Below are 16,056 nucleotides of genomic sequence, written 5' to 3'. Positions count from 1 at the left end.
CGAAGCCGAAGCCGAAGCCGAAGCCGAAGCCGAAGCCGAAGCCGAAGCCGAAGCCGAAGCCGAAGCCGAAGCCGAAGCCGAAGCCGAAGCCGAAGCCGAAGCCCCGGTCACTGAAAAGACCGTCGAACGCGTAGTTGAAAAACGTGGCGGTTTCGTTCCGGCCCTGTTGGGGGGCGCGCTGGCTGCCGTTGCAGGTTACGCGCTGGGCAACGGAGGGCTGCTGCCAACCAGCCCGGACAACTCGGGAGCGCTGGCAGAGCTGGAAGCAAAGCTGACAGAACAATCGGACCAGATCGCCAAACTGTCACAGGCGCTTGCAAACAGCCCTGATGTGTCTGGACTGGCAGATCAGGTCAAAGCACTGTCGGACAAGCTGACACCGGTTGAAGGCGACCTGAGCACGGTAAAATCCTCGGTTGATGCGCTGTCCGGTGAGGTCGCGCCATTGACGGACCGGATCGCCGCGCTGGAAAAAGCCCCGATTGCCTCCACGGCTTCACCCGAGGCAACCGCCGCGTTTGAGGCGGAACTGAAGAAACTTCAGGACTCGCTGGCCGCTCAACGGGCTGAAGTCGAAAAAATGGTTTCGGACGCTCAGGCTCTTGAAGCGAAAGCCTCGGCAGAAGCACAAGCCGCAACGAATGCTGCCATTCTGGCGCGTCTGCGTGGGCAGCTGGACACCGGCCAGCCTTTTTCGGAATTGGTTGCTGAATTGAAGGCAGGCGGCGTGAATGTGCCGGACGCCCTGTCCGGCCCGTCGGAAAAAGGCGTGGCAACTCTGACCGCGCTTCGGGCGTCGTTCGAGCCTGCTGCGCGAAATGCATTGGCCGAGGCGCGCGAGGCTGACAAAGGAACGGGTTTGGTCGCCTTCCTGCAACGTCAAACGGGCGCCCGTTCCGTCACGCCTCAGGAAGGTGATGGTCCAGACGCTGTTCTGTCGCGCGCGCAGGCTGCGCTGGCAGATGGCGACCTGACCAAAGCTTTGAATGAACTGAAATCACTTCCCGAAGTGGCGCAGGCTGCGATGGCCGATTGGGAGCAGGCGGCCGGGACACGAGCCGCCGCCGTTGACTCCGTGAATACGCTGGCTTCCAGCCTGAACTCGAACTGAAGGACCTGCCATGCTGTGGTCATTGTTTAAGATCCTCGTTTTTGTTGCGATTATCGGCCTGCTGGCGCTGGGCGGTCACTTCCTGATGCAAACCAGCGGTGGGGTGCAGATCACCGTCGCGGGCACGGAATTCACCCTTGGGCCGCTTCAGTCGGTGATTGCATTGGGTGTTCTGGTGCTTGCGGTCTGGCTGTTCTTCAAACTGCTCAGCCTGTTGGTTGCGACACTCAAATTCCTTAACGGCGACGAAACCGCCTTGTCGCGGTATTTCGATCGCAGTCGGGAACAGCGCGGCTATCAGGCGCTGGCCGATGGGTTGATGGCGTTGGCCTCGGGCGAGGGGCGCATTGCCATGACCAAGGCCAGTAAAGCCGAAAAGCTGTTGAACAAGCCGGAACTGACGGATCTTCTGGTGGCGCAGGCTGCCGAGATGACGGGTGACACCAAGAAAGCTTCGGACACCTACAAGAAACTGGTGACAAACAGTGCGACCCGATTTGTCGGGGTGCGCGGTATCATGAAACAGAAGCTGGCCGAGGGAGATGATGAAACCGCCCGCAAGCTGGCCGAAAAGGCACTGGCCATCAAACCGCGTCACGAAGAGACACAGGATGTTCTGCTGAATTTGCAGACCAAGGCGCAGGATTGGGCCGGTGCCCGGTCGACGCTGACTTCCAAGTTGAAAGCAGGGTATCTGCCGCGCGACGTCTTCAAACGCCGTGATGCGGTTCTGGCGCTGTCCGAAGCCAAGGGAATCCTAGATGAAGGCGCAACTGTCGAGCAACAGGAGCGCGCGATCGAAGCCAATCGCCTGTCGCCCGATCTGGTGCCTGCCGCCGCCATGGCGGCCCGCGCGTATATCGCCAAGGGTAAGTCGCGGGCGGCGACAAAGATCCTGAAAAAAGCGTGGGAGGTTCGCCCACATCCGGATCTGGCCCATGCCTTTGCCGAGATCGCGCCGGATGAAACCCCGGAACAACGGGTCAGACGATTCACGGCACTGACCCGCATTCATCCTGAAAACATGGAAACTCGTTTGATCCTGGCCGAGCTGAACATTGTGGCCGAAGACTTTCCCGAAGCCCGCCGTGCCCTGGGTGATGTTGTCGAAAAACGGGGTGATGCGCGCGCCTATACATTGATGGCTGCTGTTGAGCGCGGCGAGGGTGCCACGGATGCCGTTGTCCAAGGTTGGCTTGCCAAGGCGCTGAACGCGCCGCGCGGCCCGCAATGGGTGTGCGACAACTGTCATGACATTCAACCCGAATGGGGACCTGTCTGTCAGAACTGCCACAGCTTCGATACGCTCAGCTGGCAGACACCACAGACACCCGAGATTGCAACAGCAACCGGGGTTCACATGTTGCCCCTGATCGTCGGCGCACTTGAGAACCAGACCGAAGAACCCGAAACAGTCGAGCCTGCGGAAGACGATGACGTGGTTGAAGCCACGGTGGATGCCGTAGAGGTCGCGGACGATGCAGAGGCTCAGAAACAGGTCTGAGCCCTGCTGTTGCTAACTGTGAATTGTCGCAATCAATTCGGTTTGCTAACGTCATCCTCGCGTCGGGGAGGGCGTTCAAATCCAAATGCTGGACTACTCTCACAACACTTGGTTGGTGGTGGCTTCGCTTGCCGTGGCGCTCATGGCCGGGTTCACGGGTCTGTACCTGACGCATGGCGCGTCAAGGCTGGATAGCCAGCAGCGCAAGTTCGTGGTGGCATTGGCCGCTGTCATTCTGGGCGGCGGCATCTGGTCGATGCATTTCGTAGCGATGCTGGGGCTGCAACTGCCAATCCTGTTCTACTATGATGCCCTGATCACTCTGATGTCGGCACTGGTCGCGATCCTGATGGTCGGGCTGGCGTTGCTGCTGCTGCATTTCCGGCCTCGCTCGGTTCAGACGATGATCGGATCTGGTGTGATTGTCGGGCTGGGCATCGTCGCGATGCACTTTGTCGGGATGGCTGGTATGCAGCTTTGCCGCCCCGTCTATGACATTTTCGATGTTGCTCTGTCAGCACTGGCATCAGTAATCTTGTCGGTGGCTGCAATTTGGGTGGCTTATGGCAACCGGACACAACGGAACATCCTGCTTGGCACGGTTTGTTTCGGGCTGGCGGTGTTCACCATGCATTTTGTTGCCACGGGCCTGACTGATTTCGTCGCGAGCGACAGCCTCGGCGGGGCGGGTCCAGCGCTGGATAATCAGGTTTTGGCAATGGGGGTGACGGTATCCGTCTTTCTGATCTGTGGTGCTTTCCTGTTGACCGGTATTACGTTCATAGAGCCAAAGCCCGTGACTGCACCTGCCTCAGGACCTGTGTCGGAACCCACCCCAATGCGCGCTGGTGTTCCGTATGAGCGCGAAGGCCAGACTTTTTTTGCGCATCCCGCGCGGATCGCCGCAATTCGGGCCGAAGGGCATTACACGGTACTCTATATGGATGCAGAGAAACTGTTCTGCCCCTGGTCGATCACCGATGCGGAAACGCGGCTTTTGCCCGAAGGGTTCCTGCGGGCGCATCGCAGTTATCTGGTGAACCCGAAACACGTCTCGCGATTTGAACGTCACAAGGACAACGGCACCTGTTATTTCGATGGTGTTGACGCGCTGAGCAAGGTGCCGGTCAGCCGGTCCCGCCTGACAGATATTCGCGAGGCACTGGGGGTCTAGGCGCAACTCGTGCAGTTCTTTCGCATTTCGTGAAACAAGCCGCGCGCTCCGTTTTCCTTAACTGGATCAGTTAAATCCGCCGTTCTTTCCTTACCTCAGGTCCCCCAAGGCATATCGCCCGGACCCAGGGAGGAAAAACATGATACCAGCCGGCTTTGAGTATCACCGGCCAGGCGACATTGCCTCGGCCATCGGCATTCTACAGGAATATGGCGACGAGGCGCGCGTGATCGCGGGCGGGCATAGCCTGATCCCGATGATGAAGCTTCGCATGGCCGAGATGGGTCATCTGGTCGATCTTCAGGCCATTGAAGAACTCAAGGGGATAGAGGTCGGGCCTGACACCGTTACTTTGGGTGCGATGGTCACGCAGCACGAGCTGATCACCCACAGCGGTCTGGCCGAAGCCATTCCGTTGATCCGCGAGGCGGCGCTTCAGATTGCGGATCCGCAAGTGCGGTACATGGGCACTGTCGGTGGCAATGTAGCCAATGGTGACCCGGGCAATGACATGCCGGGTCTGATGCAATGCTTGAACGCCGCGTTCGAGTTGTCCGGCCCGGACGGGAACCGGACAGTTGCCGCGCGTGATTTTTATGAGGCCGCGTATTTCACCGCCCGCGAAGACGAAGAAATCCTGACCCGGATTTCGATCCCTGTACCGGGTGCAGGCGTGGGGCAGGCCTATCAAAAGCAAAAGCGCAAGATAGGAGATTATGCGACCGCCGCCGCGGCTGTGATGGTTGGCAACGGTCAGGCCTCGGTTGCGATGACCAATCTGGCCGACACGCCCATCTGGTCGGATGAGTCCAGCACCGCGCTGGCCGGGGGTGATGTCGAAGGGTGCGTTGCCGCAATGCTAGACGCAATCGATCCGGTCGCTGACAACCGCGGCCCCGTCGAATTCAAGAAACACGTGGCAGCCGTGGTGCTGCGCCGCGCCATCGACCGTGCGCAAAGCCGCGCGGGCTGAGGGAGAAGGAACCAATGTCGAAAATGCATGTCAAACTGACCGTAAACGGCAAGCAGGTTGAAGATCTGGCCGAGCCGCGCACGCTGCTGATCCACTTCCTGCGGGAAGACCTGAAAATCACCGGCCCACATATCGGGTGTGAAACCAGCCACTGCGGTGCCTGCACCGTGGATATCGACGGCAAGTCGGTCAAATCCTGCACCGCCTTTGTAGCGCAGGTAAACGGTGCTGAGATCACAACTGTTGAAGGCCTGACCAATGATGATGGCAGCCTTGGAGTGTTGCAGGAAATGTTTCGCGAACATCACGGGCTGCAATGTGGGTTCTGCACGCCGGGCATGATCACCCGGGCGCATCGTCTGTTGCAGGAGAATCCGAACCCGACCGAGGAGGAAATCCGTTTCGGCATGGCCGGAAACCTGTGCCGCTGCACGGGATACCAGAATATCGTCAAAGCGATCTCGGCCTCGGCTGATTTGCTCAATGCACAGAAGGAGGCCGCGGAATGACCGACCAGACTCTGACCCCCGAAGAACGCGCTGCCAACCTCAAAGGTATGGGCTGCGCCCGAAAGCGCGTCGAGGACGTGCGTTTCACTCAAGGCAAGGGTAATTACGTTGATGACATCAAGTTGGACGGGATGCTGTTTGGCGATTTTGTGCGCTCCCCCTACGCACATGCCCGCGTCATCAGCGTGAACAAAGAGGCGGCCTTGGCACTGCCCGGCGTGATCGCCGTTTTGACCGCCGAAGACCTGTCGCCTTTGGGATTGCACTGGATGCCGACACTGGCCGGTGACAAGCAGATGGTGCTGGCCGATGGCAAGGTGTTGTTTCAGGGCCAGGAAGTTGCCTATGTCGTGGCCGAAGACCGCTATGTCGCGGCAGATGCCGTTGAACTGGTCGAGGTCGAATACGAAGAGCTTCCTGTCATCACGGACCCGTTCGAATCGTTGAAGTCGGACGTGGTGCTCCGCGAAGACCTGGAAGGTCAGACCGAAGGCGCACATGGTCCGCGCAAACATCACAACCACATCTTTACGTGGGAACAGGGCGACAAGGACGCGACCGAAGCTGTGCTGGCCGAGGCGGACGTGGTCGCCGAAGAGATGATCTATTACCACCGCACCCATCCGTGCCCGCTTGAGACCTGCGGTTGCGTGGCGTCGATGGACAAGGTGACTGGCAAGCTGACTCTGTACGGGACGTTCCAGGCCCCCCATGCAATCCGGACAGTTGTGTCTCTGATTTCGGGGCTGGCCGAGCATAATATCCGCGTGATCAGCCCCGATATCGGTGGTGGGTTTGGCAACAAGGTGGGGGCTTACGCAGGCTATGTGTGTTCGGTGGTGGCCTCGATCGTTACCGGCAAGCCGGTGAAGTGGGTCGAGGACCGGATGGAAAACCTGATGTCCACTGCCTTTGCCCGCGACTACTGGATGCAGGGGAAGATTGCCGCCACCAAGGATGGCAAGATCACCGGATTGTGGTGTCACACCACGGCGGATCATGGTGGTTTCGACGCTTGTGCCGATCCGACCAAATTCCCTGCCGGCTTCATGAATATCTGCACCGGGTCTTATGACATCCCGACTGCCTATCTGGCGGTGGATGGTGTCTATACCAACAAGGCGCCGGGCGGTGTGGCCTATCGCTGTTCCTTCCGCGTAACCGAAGCCGCCTATTTCATCGAACGCATGATCGAGGTTCTGGCCATCAAGCTGAACATGGACGCGGCCGAGTTGCGTCGGATCAACTTCATCAAGGCAGATCAGTTTCCCTATCAATCCGCGCTGGGCTGGGAATATGACTCGGGCGATTATCACACGGCCTGGGACAAAGCGCTGAAGGCTGTGAACTATGAGGGTCTGCGGGCGGAACAGGCGCAGCGGATCGCGGATTTCAAGGACGGAAAAACGCGCAAGCTGCTGGGCATCGGCCTGACGCATTTCACGGAAATCGTCGGAGCCGGACCGGTGAAGAACTGCGATATCCTCGGGCTGGGGATGTTCGACAGCTGCGAGATTCGCATTCATCCGACCGGATCAGCGATCGCGCGGCTGGGGACGATCAGTCAAGGGCAGGGCCATGCCACAACCTTTGCCCAGATCATCGCCAGTGAAATCGGCCTGCCCGCCGATGACATCACGCTGGAAGAGGGTGACACGGATACCGCGCCTTACGGGCTTGGGACCTATGGATCCCGGTCCACTCCGGTCGCTGGCGCGGCCACGGCAATGGCGGCCCGCAAAATTCGGGCAAAAGCCCAGATGATCGCGGCCTATCTGCTGGAGGTACACGACAATGACGTCGAATGGGACGTGGATCGCTTTGCTGTCAAAGGCGCGCCGGAGCGGTTCAAGACCATGAAGGAAATCGCATTCGCCGCCTATAATCAGGCCATTCCTGGGCTGGAGCCGGGTCTGGAGGCCGTCAGTTACTATGACCCGCCCAATATGACTTATCCGTTCGGAGCCTATATCTGTGTCATGGAGATTGACGTGGATACTGGTGAATGGGAAGTCCGGCAGTTCTATGCGCTGGATGACTGCGGTACTCGGATCAACCCGATGATCATCGAGGGGCAGGTCCATGGGGGTGTGACCGAGGCACTGGCCATCGCGATGGGTCAGGAGATTGCCTATGATGACATGGGCAATGTGAAAACCGGTACGCTGATGGACTTTTTCCTGCCAACCGCGTGGGAGACGCCGAACTATACCACTGACCATACGGTGACCCCATCCCCGCACCATCCGATTGGCGCAAAGGGTGTGGGGGAAAGCCCGAATGTCGGCGGTGTGCCTGCGTTCTCGAACGCAGTGCATGACGCGTTCCGGCCTTTTGGGTTGGTGCAGAGCCATATGCCGCACGATCACTGGCGGATTTGGAAGATTGCCAATGGTCTGGGGATGCATGGGTGATTGGTATCGGACCGGCTGTTGCCGGTCCGACCGACGGAGGGGGCTCTGCCCCCTCCGAACCTCCCCCGGGATATTTGGGGCCAGATGAAGATAGGATCCTGGTTTTGACCTTTAAAGATGTGCAGAACGGGCTGGCCGCGCAGGGCTATGTTGCCGATGATCGGTTGGCCATGGCGCTGCATCTGGCGCAGCAACTTGGGCGCCCTTTGTTGCTGGAGGGGCCGGCGGGCGTGGGGAAAACCGAAGTTGCGAAAGCGGTGGCAGCCTGGCGCGATACGCGATTGATACGTCTGCAATGCTACGAAGGTCTGGATGCCAGTCATGCCATCTATGAATGGAACTATCAGCGACAGCTATTGGCGATCCGGGCGAGCGAAGCGCAAGGCGGCGTCGCTGAGGCGCAGCTGTTTTCGGATGAATATTTGCTGAAAAGGCCTTTGTTAGAGGCTATCTCGGAAACGAAACCTCCGGTTCTTTTGATTGATGAGATTGATCGGGCGGATGAGGAGTTCGAAGCCTATCTTCTGGAAATCCTGTCAGACTTTCAGATCACCATACCCGAGTTGGGAACGGTGCAGGCACATGTGCGGCCTGTCGTCATTCTGACGGCCAACGGGACGCGGGATTTGTCGGATGCGCTGCGCAGAAGGTGTTTGTACAGCTTTCTTGACTACCCATCGAGGGAGACCGAACTGGCAATCCTGCGGGCGCGACTGCCTGAAATTGAAGGGATTCTGGCGCGTCAGATCATCGGTGTTGTACAGGCGCTGCGTCAGGAAGATCTTGAGAAGAAACCGGGCATCGCAGAAATGCTGGATTGGGCAGCAGCCCTGTCCGGGTTGGGTGTCAATGATCTGGCCAAATCCCGCGAAGACGTGCAGGCGACGCTGGTGTGTTTGCTGAAAACTGCCGCAGATTACAATGCGGCACCGCCCGAGGTGATGGATCGCCTGATTGGAAAGGTCGCGTGATGCAGGTTACGCGCTTTCCCTCTCGGGCCTCGGGTCTTGCCGACCGTATGTCGGGTTTCATAGCGCATTTGCGAATGAACGGTATGCAATTGGGGGCGTCGGATGCGGCGGACGTGCTTGCCGCCTTGTCCGAAGTGGATGCAACGGATGCCAAACAGGCCCGGCAAGCCATGTGCGCGATATTGACCGGAGATGCAGAAGATTGGCGCCGGTTTGATGAACTGTTTGACGCCTATTGGTTCAACGCTGGCGCACAGCGTTCGGGAAAAGCGAAAAACAAGCATGTGCGGGTGCAGTCCGCCAAGCCAATGATCTGGCAGACCAGAACTCAGGGTGAGGACGAACCACGATCCGGGTCGGAGCAAGAGGCCACTCTGCCTGACTGCGGTGAAGGGGAAGCCGAAGGGGTGGACGGCAAGTTGATCGCCACGCGAACGGCCAACCTGTCACGCCGGGACTTGCGAGAGTTGATGGATGAAGAGGCCCTAAAACAGGCTGAAACAGCCGCGCTGACCTTGGCGCGGGCATTTCGGGACAGGCGATCGCGCCGCCGGAAACGGGCGTTGCGCGGGGCTGTTCTGGATATGCGCCAAATACAGCGCGCCAGTCTGGCGCGTGGCGGTGAGCCGCTGGACCTGTATCGCCGAGCGCGGCCACCGCGTCCGATGCGGATTGTGGCATTGTGCGACGTGAGTGGTTCGATGACCGCGTACTCACGCGTGTTTCTGGCCTTCCTGAAAGGGTTGATCGGCAGCGGGATCAAGGCGGATGCGTATTTGTTTCACACACGATTGATGCGGGTTACAGATGCGTTGCGCGACCATGACACCCTCCGGGCTGCGGGGCGATTGTCGCTGATGGCCGAAGGCTTCGGCGGCGGTACCGATATTTCCGGCAGTCTGGAGCGATTTCTGTCGGGATACGGCGCGCGGGCACTGAACGGGCGTACTGTTGTCCTGATCCTGTCGGACGGATATTGCAGTTCTGATCCGCAGGCTCTGGGGGATATGCTGGCGCGTATCAGGCGCAAGGCACGCCGGATCGTCTGGCTGAACCCCTTGAAGGGCTGGAAGGACTATCAACCTATTGCGGCAGCGATGCAGGCGGCTGAACCCTATCTGGATGCGCATTTGCCGGCCAATACACTGGATGCATTGGCGGCGCTTGAGCCGCAGTTCCAAAAGCTGTGAAAGGAGTCTGACCTTGGCGAATTTCGACATTTTTGACACTATCGATCAGCTGCGCGGAACCGGAGAGGCATTTTGTGTGGCGACGGTTTTGCGCACGGCGGATGCGACTTCGGCCAAAGCTGGGGGGAAGGCGGCGATTACCCGGGCGGGTGAAATTCTGGGGCATCTTGGCGGGGCTTGTGTGCAGCGCGCAGTCCGGGCAGCGGCGCAACAAGCTTGGGCGTCCGGGGCGCCGCAGATTATCCGTGTCAAACCTTCGGAAAAGGTGGTGAACATGACGGATCCCGATGGTGTTCAAACGTTCAAAAGTGGGTGCCCGTCCGGTGGTACAGTTGATCTTTTGGTCGAACCCTATCAACACGCGCCCCGGCTGGTGATTTTCGGCGAGGGGTTGATTGCCAAAGCTCTGGCAGCGCATGGATCGCTGGCCGGATTTCGCACGGCTGTCGAGGATGGGCTTGATATTGCTGGAAACCATGTGCGGTTCGCCTTGGCTCAGGTCGATGCGCTGGGCGTGGAGCCGCGGGACTTTGTCGTGGTGGCTGCGCAGGGGCGCAGCGACGCATCCGCTTTGAAGGCGGCCTTGGAAACCGATGCGGCACGTGTGTCGATGGTGGCCAGTCGCCGCAAGGCAGCTACGCTGACTGCAAAGCTTATCGCCCAGAGATTGGACCCTTTGAAAGTTGCGCGCCTGAAATCCCCGGCGGGGTTGGACATACATGCCATAGATCCGCATGAGATCGCCCTGTCGATTTTGGCCGAGATTGTGATGTGGCGGAACGGTGAAAAGGCAGCAAAGGTGCCGCATGATGAAAAGCTTGCTTGAACACCTTTGCCACATGTGGCCTGCGTGGCTGGCTCAAAGGATAGAAACGGCTGCAATGCGCCTATTTCCAAGATGTTGTTGAACAAAGGAAAGACCTGAATGGAACTGACTGATGAAATCCGTATCGCAGCGCCACGCGACGTCGTTTACCGCGCGCTTAACGATCCCGACATTTTGATGGAATGCATCCCGGGATGTGAGGAACTGACGCAGAAATCACCAACCGAGCTTGAGGCGAAAGTTGTTCTGAAAATTGGCCCGGTCAAAGCGCGCTTTGCGGGTGAGGTCACATTGGACACGGCCAATGCACCAAACGGGTTCTCTTTGATGGGTGAAGGCAAGGGCGGGGCGGCTGGATTTGCCAAAGGCGGCGCAGACGTTTCGTTGACCGAAGAAGGGGACGAAACTGTACTGAAATACACGGCGAAGGTTGATGTTGGTGGCAAGATCGCTCAGCTCGGCAGTCGGCTGATTGCGGGAACCGCCAAGAAGTTGTCGGCAAAGTTCTTTACGCGGTTCGGAGAGATCGTGTCAGAGCAGTCGACTGCATGATCCGGGGCGTTCCATAGCCGAGAGGTTGTCAAAGCATGGACCACTGACGACAAGGCGGGGGAACCCGCCATCAACCGAAGTGTGGCAATCGGCGGTGACTGCAAATACTCAGTCAGGACAACACCCTTCAGCGAGAGCTGCGAGCACCCCTGTCAACGGGGGGTTGAAAATCGGGTTCTGCCCATAAAAAATTGGCTTTTCCCGAAATAACCGGTAGATTTTCTGCAAAAGGTGGAAAACACCGGAGGCAGTAAGAGAGCAGATGTCACAGGCAAAAACTCGTGTTTTGCGGACCACGATACCTGCCGGTCTTGTCGGCAAACGGGACGGTCTTTTTTTCTTGTGGGGCGAGATTGAGCGCGCCCGTTTGAAAATTGAAGACGGAGCCCACCACGACTCTGCAACGCCAGATGGGCCAAATGTAAACATGGCAGACGCAGCAAGGCGTCTGGTACAGGTGCCGGTGGACGAGTTCATATTTTATTGATGGGCAACGTTTGGATGGAAATAGCGGAATCTATTCTTTTTCAAAGATCAGGATAACTTCGCCGAGGCGTATGCCAAAGCGTGAGACGTAAGCGCGGTTTAACAGACGGTCCTCGGTCAGCAGCCACATCCAATCGTCAAAACTGACGCGCATCGTGCCATCTTTGACAGGCAGGTCTATTTTGTATTTCCAGTTGAAGGTGTCGCCCCTCTCGGTCCCGCTGGCGGTTCCCAGCACACCGGGCGCAGTACCAGTCCACGTGTCATCGCCAGTCTTTGTCAACGTCCAGATGCGCTGTTCAGTTGCGCCGTCGTCGTAGATAAAATCCTCGACCAGTGTCAGGGTTTTCCCGTCCCATGTGCCGTCGATATCGACTTCAAATCTGCGTGGAACATTCCCCAACACATCCTGAAACTGCCCGTAAGCTACGGTCTTTCCGTCGAAGAATTCCTCGAGGTTCAGTTGCCGTTCAGACAGAAAAGTTGTCGGAACCTTCGGTTTGCCGGAGCAGGCAGCCAGAAGAGCAAGGCTTGCGACGGCAACACATGTAATCAGAGAGCGACCTGTGATCATTGCACCAGCTGCCTTTCTGAAGTGATGCTGTACTCATTTGCGCCACTTACGTGGATCGGATGTGATTTGAGGTTCGGGCGCATTGTTGCAACGAGCTCAGCAACCTTGATGCCGAACTTACGCATCTCGGAACGATTCATAATGACGCCATGTTCTGTCAGATACATCCAGTCTGTAACATCCAGTGTGTGTCCTCCTGCGTCTTTGGGCAGAATGATCCTGTAGGTCAGCTTGATCGTTGCGCCGGATATCGTGCCGTGACCTTCGCCAACGATATCCTCTGCTGTTGCCGTGAACGTATTTCTGGTGCCTAGCGTCAGATACCATTTACGGTTCATCTTTTTGCCATTTGAGTACGTGAAGAACTCGGAAAGTGTGCCGGTGTTCCCATTCCACTCACCGATCATGCGGGCCACAAAGCTGTTCGACATCCTGCCATTGGGGCCATAGATCAGACCCTCGGACAGGATTTCACCGTTCAGATGCCTTTTCAGCGAAAAGATGGGCCCAGTACCGGCATAGTCTGACGGGGTCTGCGCACGAAAGCTCAGCAGTCGGGCGCGGAAAAACATTGCAATCAGCAGAGCCAGCAGGATGATGGCGAAAGCATTCATTTGCTTGTAACCTCGGTTGGCAGGGTCAGGACCATTCCAAAGGCCCCAAGTTTCAGGATGCAGGGCAGCACCGCGTAGGCGAGATTGAGTGAATCAAGCGCTTGGGCGGAATTGGTTTGACCGGGGGTGAAGCCACTGCGCTCCAGCAATGGCAGGGTAATAAAGGCTGCCAGAGCCAGGCCCAGCTTGCCAGCAAAGGACCAGATACCAAACGCTGTGGACGCGTTAAGACCGGCTCGGGTCAAAGTGACCGAAAACATGGCGGGCAGCACGACCATATCCGCGCCCAGAGCGGCACCCGAGGCGAGGCAAATCAACGCAAAACCGGTGAGGTTCCCAGCGCTCAGTGTGGCGGCACCGATAAACCCCGCGATGGAAAGCGGCATCGCAATTATCAGTGTCTGTTTCGAGCCAATTTTGTTGCTGAGCTTTGCCCAAAGCGGCACGCTTGCGCCCGCGCTGAGGAAAAACAGGATCAGCAACGGTCCGGCTTTGCCGGGCAGTTGCAAACGGTCCTCTACGAAAAAGAGAAACAGGGTCGATGTGATGGCCACAGGCAGGCTGTTGATCAAAGCCAGCACCAGAAGGCGCAAACCCCCGGCCTTGCCCAGGCTTGCGAAAGACAGACCGGATCCGGTGATTGGGGGCCGCCGCCAGATCGGAACAGTCAACAAAAGGGTTGCGACCGATAGCAGACCCAGAAACAGACCAAATGCGGGATAGCCTTGCGCGTGGGCTCCGGCGGCAACAAAAAAGGCAGGGGCACTTGCCGCGATGATAACGCCCGTCAGTTGTCCGCCTTCCCGATAAGCGGCGAGGGTCATCAACTCCTTCGCATCAGCGCGTTTTGCTAGCGTCGCACTACGCCCGTAGAGCAGGATAGTCCCCAGGCTAAAAGCCGAAAACAACAGTATCAGAAGAACAATCAATGTCAGTACATCTGCGCCTTGTTGCAGGCTGAACAGTGCCGGAAATCCAATGGCAAGGCCGAGAGCTGCCATGGACGCAAAGACAAGCTGGCCACTGGGCCATCTGTCAATCGCCCAACCGATCAGTGGGTCCTGTACCAGATCGACCAAACGGATCACCAGCAAGACGGTACCGATCACCCCCAGTCCAATGCCCAGATTCACCGCCGCAAAACGCGGCAGATGAATGTATAGCGGGATACCCGCCGCAGCGAGCATCAGCGCGTATAAGCTGACCCGAGGGTAAAGCATCACTTTCCCTGAAGCATTTGGGTGAAGGACGCTGACCGTGTGTTTTCGCCGAGGAAAACCGACATGAAACTGCGTTTGATGCCCGGATATGCCATTGTGCAGGTCTTTCGACCGTTCAGCCAGAAACTGACCTTGTCTGGCCCGTCGGACACCGCCAGATAGCTGTCACCCTTGGTGACACCCCTAAAACACACGTCCAGTTGGTCGCCGACCGGGGCAGGGTGGCCGACGCGTTTCATCTCGCCGAGCGTCGAGTTGACCAGCGCATTCTTCTTGATGCTTTTACGGTATGTCAGCTGAAGCCCGAAATCTTCACTCCAACTGAACGAAGCACCTTTGGGTGTGTAAAGCTTGGCGTCGTAGATCGGAAACCCGAGATAGCGGAAGGTTGCAGTTCCGCGAAGTTGTGCACCATCCAACTCTTCCGTCACAGGCGACGCGATCAACCCAGTGGGGGCCAGCAAGGAAAGGCTTAGAAGGCTCGCGCGCAACATCCCGCTATTCGGCGGCAACAGAGATGGCCGGATTTTGTCCAAGAATGGCATATTCAGCTCCGATTGTTTGCGGGGCACCATTTATCCGCTCAACAACATGCATCGCGCTGGCGATCCCGTCTTCGTGAAATCCGTGCCGGTTATACGCACCGGCGAACCAGGTTCGGTTCTGTCCCTGTATCTCGCGAATATGCCCCTGTGCTTTCAGGGCGGCTTTGTCGAATACCGGGTGGGCAAATTCGACCTGATCATAGATTTTATCCTCAGGAACCTCTGTCGAGGCGTTCAGCGTCACAAAAAGCGGGTCGTTGTCCGGTATGTTCTGTAGTCGATTCATCCAATATGTAACGCCTACGTCTCCGGCCTGTGATCGATAGGTCCAGCTGGACCAGCATGCACGCCGCTTTGGCATCTGGCCAGGATCACAATGCAGGGTGGCGGTGTTGGGTTGGTACCGAATTGCGCCCAGTGCAGCGGTTTCCGCCGGGGTGGCATTCGCGCCCAAAATGGCAAGCGATTGGTCAGAGTGGGTAGCCAGGATGATCTCATCAAACTGATCCACCGCACCCTGACTGCGGACCGTAACACCTGTCTCACTCCGGGAAATGTTCTGAACCGGACTGGCCAAACGGATTGCCGCCCCTCGTGCCCGTAGGGCGGCATCGATCCTGCGGACATATTCGATACTGCCACCTTTAACTGTGTACCACTGGTGTTGATTTGCGCGGCCACTGGCCAGAAGGGCGTGATTTCGAAAGAACTGCACCAATGAGCGTGCAGGGAACTGATCCACCAGTTCAACCGGAGTTGACCAGATCGCCCCACACATTGGCATCAGATAGTTGTGGCGGAACCAGTGTCCCAGACGAAGCTGATCCACCAACTCACCAATCGTGGTGTCGTCATCTCTTGCAGCCTCCGGAGCCTTTTTGCCAAAGCGCAGAATGTCGGCAATCATCTTGTAATAGGCAGGGCGCGCAAGATTGCGCCTCTGCGCGGTCAGGGTGCGCAGATTGTTCAAACCATATTCGATACGACCATTGTCGATTGTCGCTCCAAAACTCATTTCGCTTTCGATCACGGGAACATTGAGCTCATCAAAAAGTCGGGTCAGAAAAGGATAGGTTGCGTAGTTGAAGACGATGAAACCAGTATCCACCGGTTGATCGCCGTTCTTCCCGGCCATGACAGTGCGGGCATGGCCACCTAAACGCGGTTCCGCCTCATAGAGGGTCACGTCGTGGTTTTCTGAAAGGTAGTAGGCGGCTGAAAGGCCTGAAATACCTGCACCAATAACTGCGATTTTCTTCCGTACACCCTGGGTTTCGTCGAACATTCCAGCCTCGTTATGTGGTTCTTAGAATGAAATACGCGGGGTAGGTGCAGTTGGATCAATCCGGTTGGAAGTTTTACCAGAGGTGCGATCCCGTTTGATCCAATTGCG

15 protein-coding genes are annotated in these 16,056 nt (G+C 57.7%); 10 read left to right on the top strand and 5 right to left on the bottom strand.

Annotated features, from left to right (window positions below; translation table 11 throughout):
* The 10 genes from ACR0DS_RS15800 to ACR0DS_RS15755 form a co-directional block, all read left to right on the top strand.
* On the top strand, positions 1 to 1,111 hold a 1,111-nt coding region (locus ACR0DS_RS15800), incomplete at its 5' end, for a COG4223 family protein (protein ID WP_480616837.1).
* A 10-nt stretch (positions 1,112 to 1,121) separates the two neighbouring features.
* The gene (locus ACR0DS_RS15795) at positions 1,122 to 2,615 is read left to right on the top strand and encodes a heme biosynthesis HemY N-terminal domain-containing protein (RefSeq protein WP_480487923.1); all 1,494 of its coding nucleotides are present in this window, start codon (positions 1,122 to 1,124) and stop codon (positions 2,613 to 2,615) included.
* Positions 2,616 to 2,700: 85 nt separating this feature from the next.
* Positions 2,701 to 3,789: an MHYT domain-containing protein gene (locus ACR0DS_RS15790; RefSeq protein ID WP_480482627.1), complete on the top strand. Its 1,089-nt coding sequence runs from the start codon at positions 2,701 to 2,703 to the stop codon at positions 3,787 to 3,789.
* 139 nt (positions 3,790 to 3,928) lie between these two features.
* Positions 3,929 to 4,762 (top strand): FAD binding domain-containing protein, encoded by an 834-nt coding sequence (locus ACR0DS_RS15785; protein ID WP_480482629.1) that lies wholly within the window; start codon positions 3,929 to 3,931, stop codon positions 4,760 to 4,762.
* 14 nt (positions 4,763 to 4,776) lie between these two features.
* Positions 4,777 to 5,271: a (2Fe-2S)-binding protein gene (locus tag ACR0DS_RS15780; protein WP_480482631.1), complete on the top strand. Its 495-nt coding sequence runs from the start codon at positions 4,777 to 4,779 to the stop codon at positions 5,269 to 5,271.
* Positions 5,268 to 7,685 carry an aerobic carbon-monoxide dehydrogenase large subunit gene (locus tag ACR0DS_RS15775; RefSeq protein ID WP_480559122.1) on the top strand — a complete coding sequence of 806 codons (2,418 nt, stop codon included), beginning with the start codon at positions 5,268 to 5,270 and terminating at the stop codon, positions 7,683 to 7,685. The genes ACR0DS_RS15780 and ACR0DS_RS15775 overlap by 4 nt, the downstream gene beginning before the upstream one ends.
* Before the next feature lie 104 nt (positions 7,686 to 7,789).
* Complete coding sequence (locus tag ACR0DS_RS15770; RefSeq protein WP_480560071.1) at positions 7,790 to 8,656, top strand: AAA family ATPase; 867 nt, start codon at positions 7,790 to 7,792, stop codon at positions 8,654 to 8,656.
* Positions 8,656 to 9,846, top strand: a complete 1,191-nt coding sequence (locus ACR0DS_RS15765) for a vWA domain-containing protein (RefSeq protein WP_480560073.1) — start codon at positions 8,656 to 8,658, stop codon at positions 9,844 to 9,846. Before ACR0DS_RS15770 ends, ACR0DS_RS15765 begins: the two co-directional genes overlap by 1 nt.
* 13 nt (positions 9,847 to 9,859) lie before the next feature.
* Positions 9,860 to 10,672: an XdhC family protein gene (locus ACR0DS_RS15760; RefSeq protein WP_480560075.1), complete on the top strand. Its 813-nt coding sequence runs from the start codon at positions 9,860 to 9,862 to the stop codon at positions 10,670 to 10,672.
* A gap of 99 nt (positions 10,673 to 10,771) precedes the next feature.
* A complete protein-coding gene (locus ACR0DS_RS15755) occupies positions 10,772 to 11,224 on the top strand; it encodes an SRPBCC family protein (protein ID WP_480560077.1) in 453 nt (150 codons plus the stop codon).
* Between the two features lie 517 nt (positions 11,225 to 11,741).
* Here ACR0DS_RS15755 and ACR0DS_RS15750 read toward each other — a convergent pair.
* Genes ACR0DS_RS15750 through ACR0DS_RS15730 form a run of 5 tightly spaced genes read right to left on the bottom strand, consistent with a single transcriptional unit; the run spans position 11,742 to position 15,948 of the window.
* Positions 11,742 to 12,284: a DUF3833 domain-containing protein gene (locus tag ACR0DS_RS15750; RefSeq protein ID WP_480560079.1), complete on the bottom strand. Its 543-nt coding sequence runs from the start codon at positions 12,282 to 12,284 to the stop codon at positions 11,742 to 11,744.
* Positions 12,281 to 12,898: a DUF3833 domain-containing protein gene (locus ACR0DS_RS15745; protein ID WP_480506590.1), complete on the bottom strand. Its 618-nt coding sequence runs from the start codon at positions 12,896 to 12,898 to the stop codon at positions 12,281 to 12,283. Before ACR0DS_RS15745 ends, ACR0DS_RS15750 begins: the two co-directional genes overlap by 4 nt.
* Positions 12,895 to 14,118: an MFS transporter gene (locus ACR0DS_RS15740; protein WP_480560081.1), complete on the bottom strand. Its 1,224-nt coding sequence runs from the start codon at positions 14,116 to 14,118 to the stop codon at positions 12,895 to 12,897. The genes ACR0DS_RS15745 and ACR0DS_RS15740 overlap by 4 nt, the downstream gene beginning before the upstream one ends.
* A complete protein-coding gene (locus ACR0DS_RS15735; RefSeq protein ID WP_480616835.1) occupies positions 14,118 to 14,630 on the bottom strand; it encodes a hypothetical protein in 513 nt (170 codons plus the stop codon). The genes ACR0DS_RS15740 and ACR0DS_RS15735 overlap by 1 nt, the downstream gene beginning before the upstream one ends.
* Complete coding sequence (locus ACR0DS_RS15730; RefSeq protein WP_480560083.1) at positions 14,617 to 15,948, bottom strand: NAD(P)/FAD-dependent oxidoreductase; 1,332 nt, start codon at positions 15,946 to 15,948, stop codon at positions 14,617 to 14,619. The genes ACR0DS_RS15735 and ACR0DS_RS15730 overlap by 14 nt, the downstream gene beginning before the upstream one ends.
* Between the last annotated feature and the right edge of the window lie 108 nt (positions 15,949 to 16,056).

This window comes from Ruegeria sp. AF5, from assembly GCF_056541905.1.
The sequence above is the reverse complement of the archived record's forward strand: the minus strand, read 5'-3'. Positions and strand labels throughout refer to the sequence as shown.

Coding starts and splice junctions, on each gene's coding strand:
- ACR0DS_RS15785 (WP_480482629.1), top strand. CDS start 3,929: ATGATACCAGCCGGCTTTGAGTATCACCGGCCAGGCGACATTGCCTCG.
- ACR0DS_RS15765 (WP_480560073.1), top strand. CDS start 8,656: ATGCAGGTTACGCGCTTTCCCTCTCGGGCCTCGGGTCTTGCCGACCGT.
- ACR0DS_RS15750 (WP_480560079.1), bottom strand. CDS start 12,284: ATGATCACAGGTCGCTCTCTGATTACATGTGTTGCCGTCGCAAGCCTT.
- ACR0DS_RS15740 (WP_480560081.1), bottom strand. CDS start 14,118: ATGCTTTACCCTCGGGTCAGCTTATACGCGCTGATGCTCGCTGCGGCG.
- ACR0DS_RS15780 (WP_480482631.1), top strand. CDS start 4,777: ATGTCGAAAATGCATGTCAAACTGACCGTAAACGGCAAGCAGGTTGAA.
- ACR0DS_RS15745 (WP_480506590.1), bottom strand. CDS start 12,898: ATGAATGCTTTCGCCATCATCCTGCTGGCTCTGCTGATTGCAATGTTT.
- ACR0DS_RS15775 (WP_480559122.1), top strand. CDS start 5,268: ATGACCGACCAGACTCTGACCCCCGAAGAACGCGCTGCCAACCTCAAA.
- ACR0DS_RS15795 (WP_480487923.1), top strand. CDS start 1,122: ATGCTGTGGTCATTGTTTAAGATCCTCGTTTTTGTTGCGATTATCGGC.
- ACR0DS_RS15755 (WP_480560077.1), top strand. CDS start 10,772: ATGGAACTGACTGATGAAATCCGTATCGCAGCGCCACGCGACGTCGTT.
- ACR0DS_RS15790 (WP_480482627.1), top strand. CDS start 2,701: ATGCTGGACTACTCTCACAACACTTGGTTGGTGGTGGCTTCGCTTGCC.
- ACR0DS_RS15730 (WP_480560083.1), bottom strand. CDS start 15,948: ATGTTCGACGAAACCCAGGGTGTACGGAAGAAAATCGCAGTTATTGGT.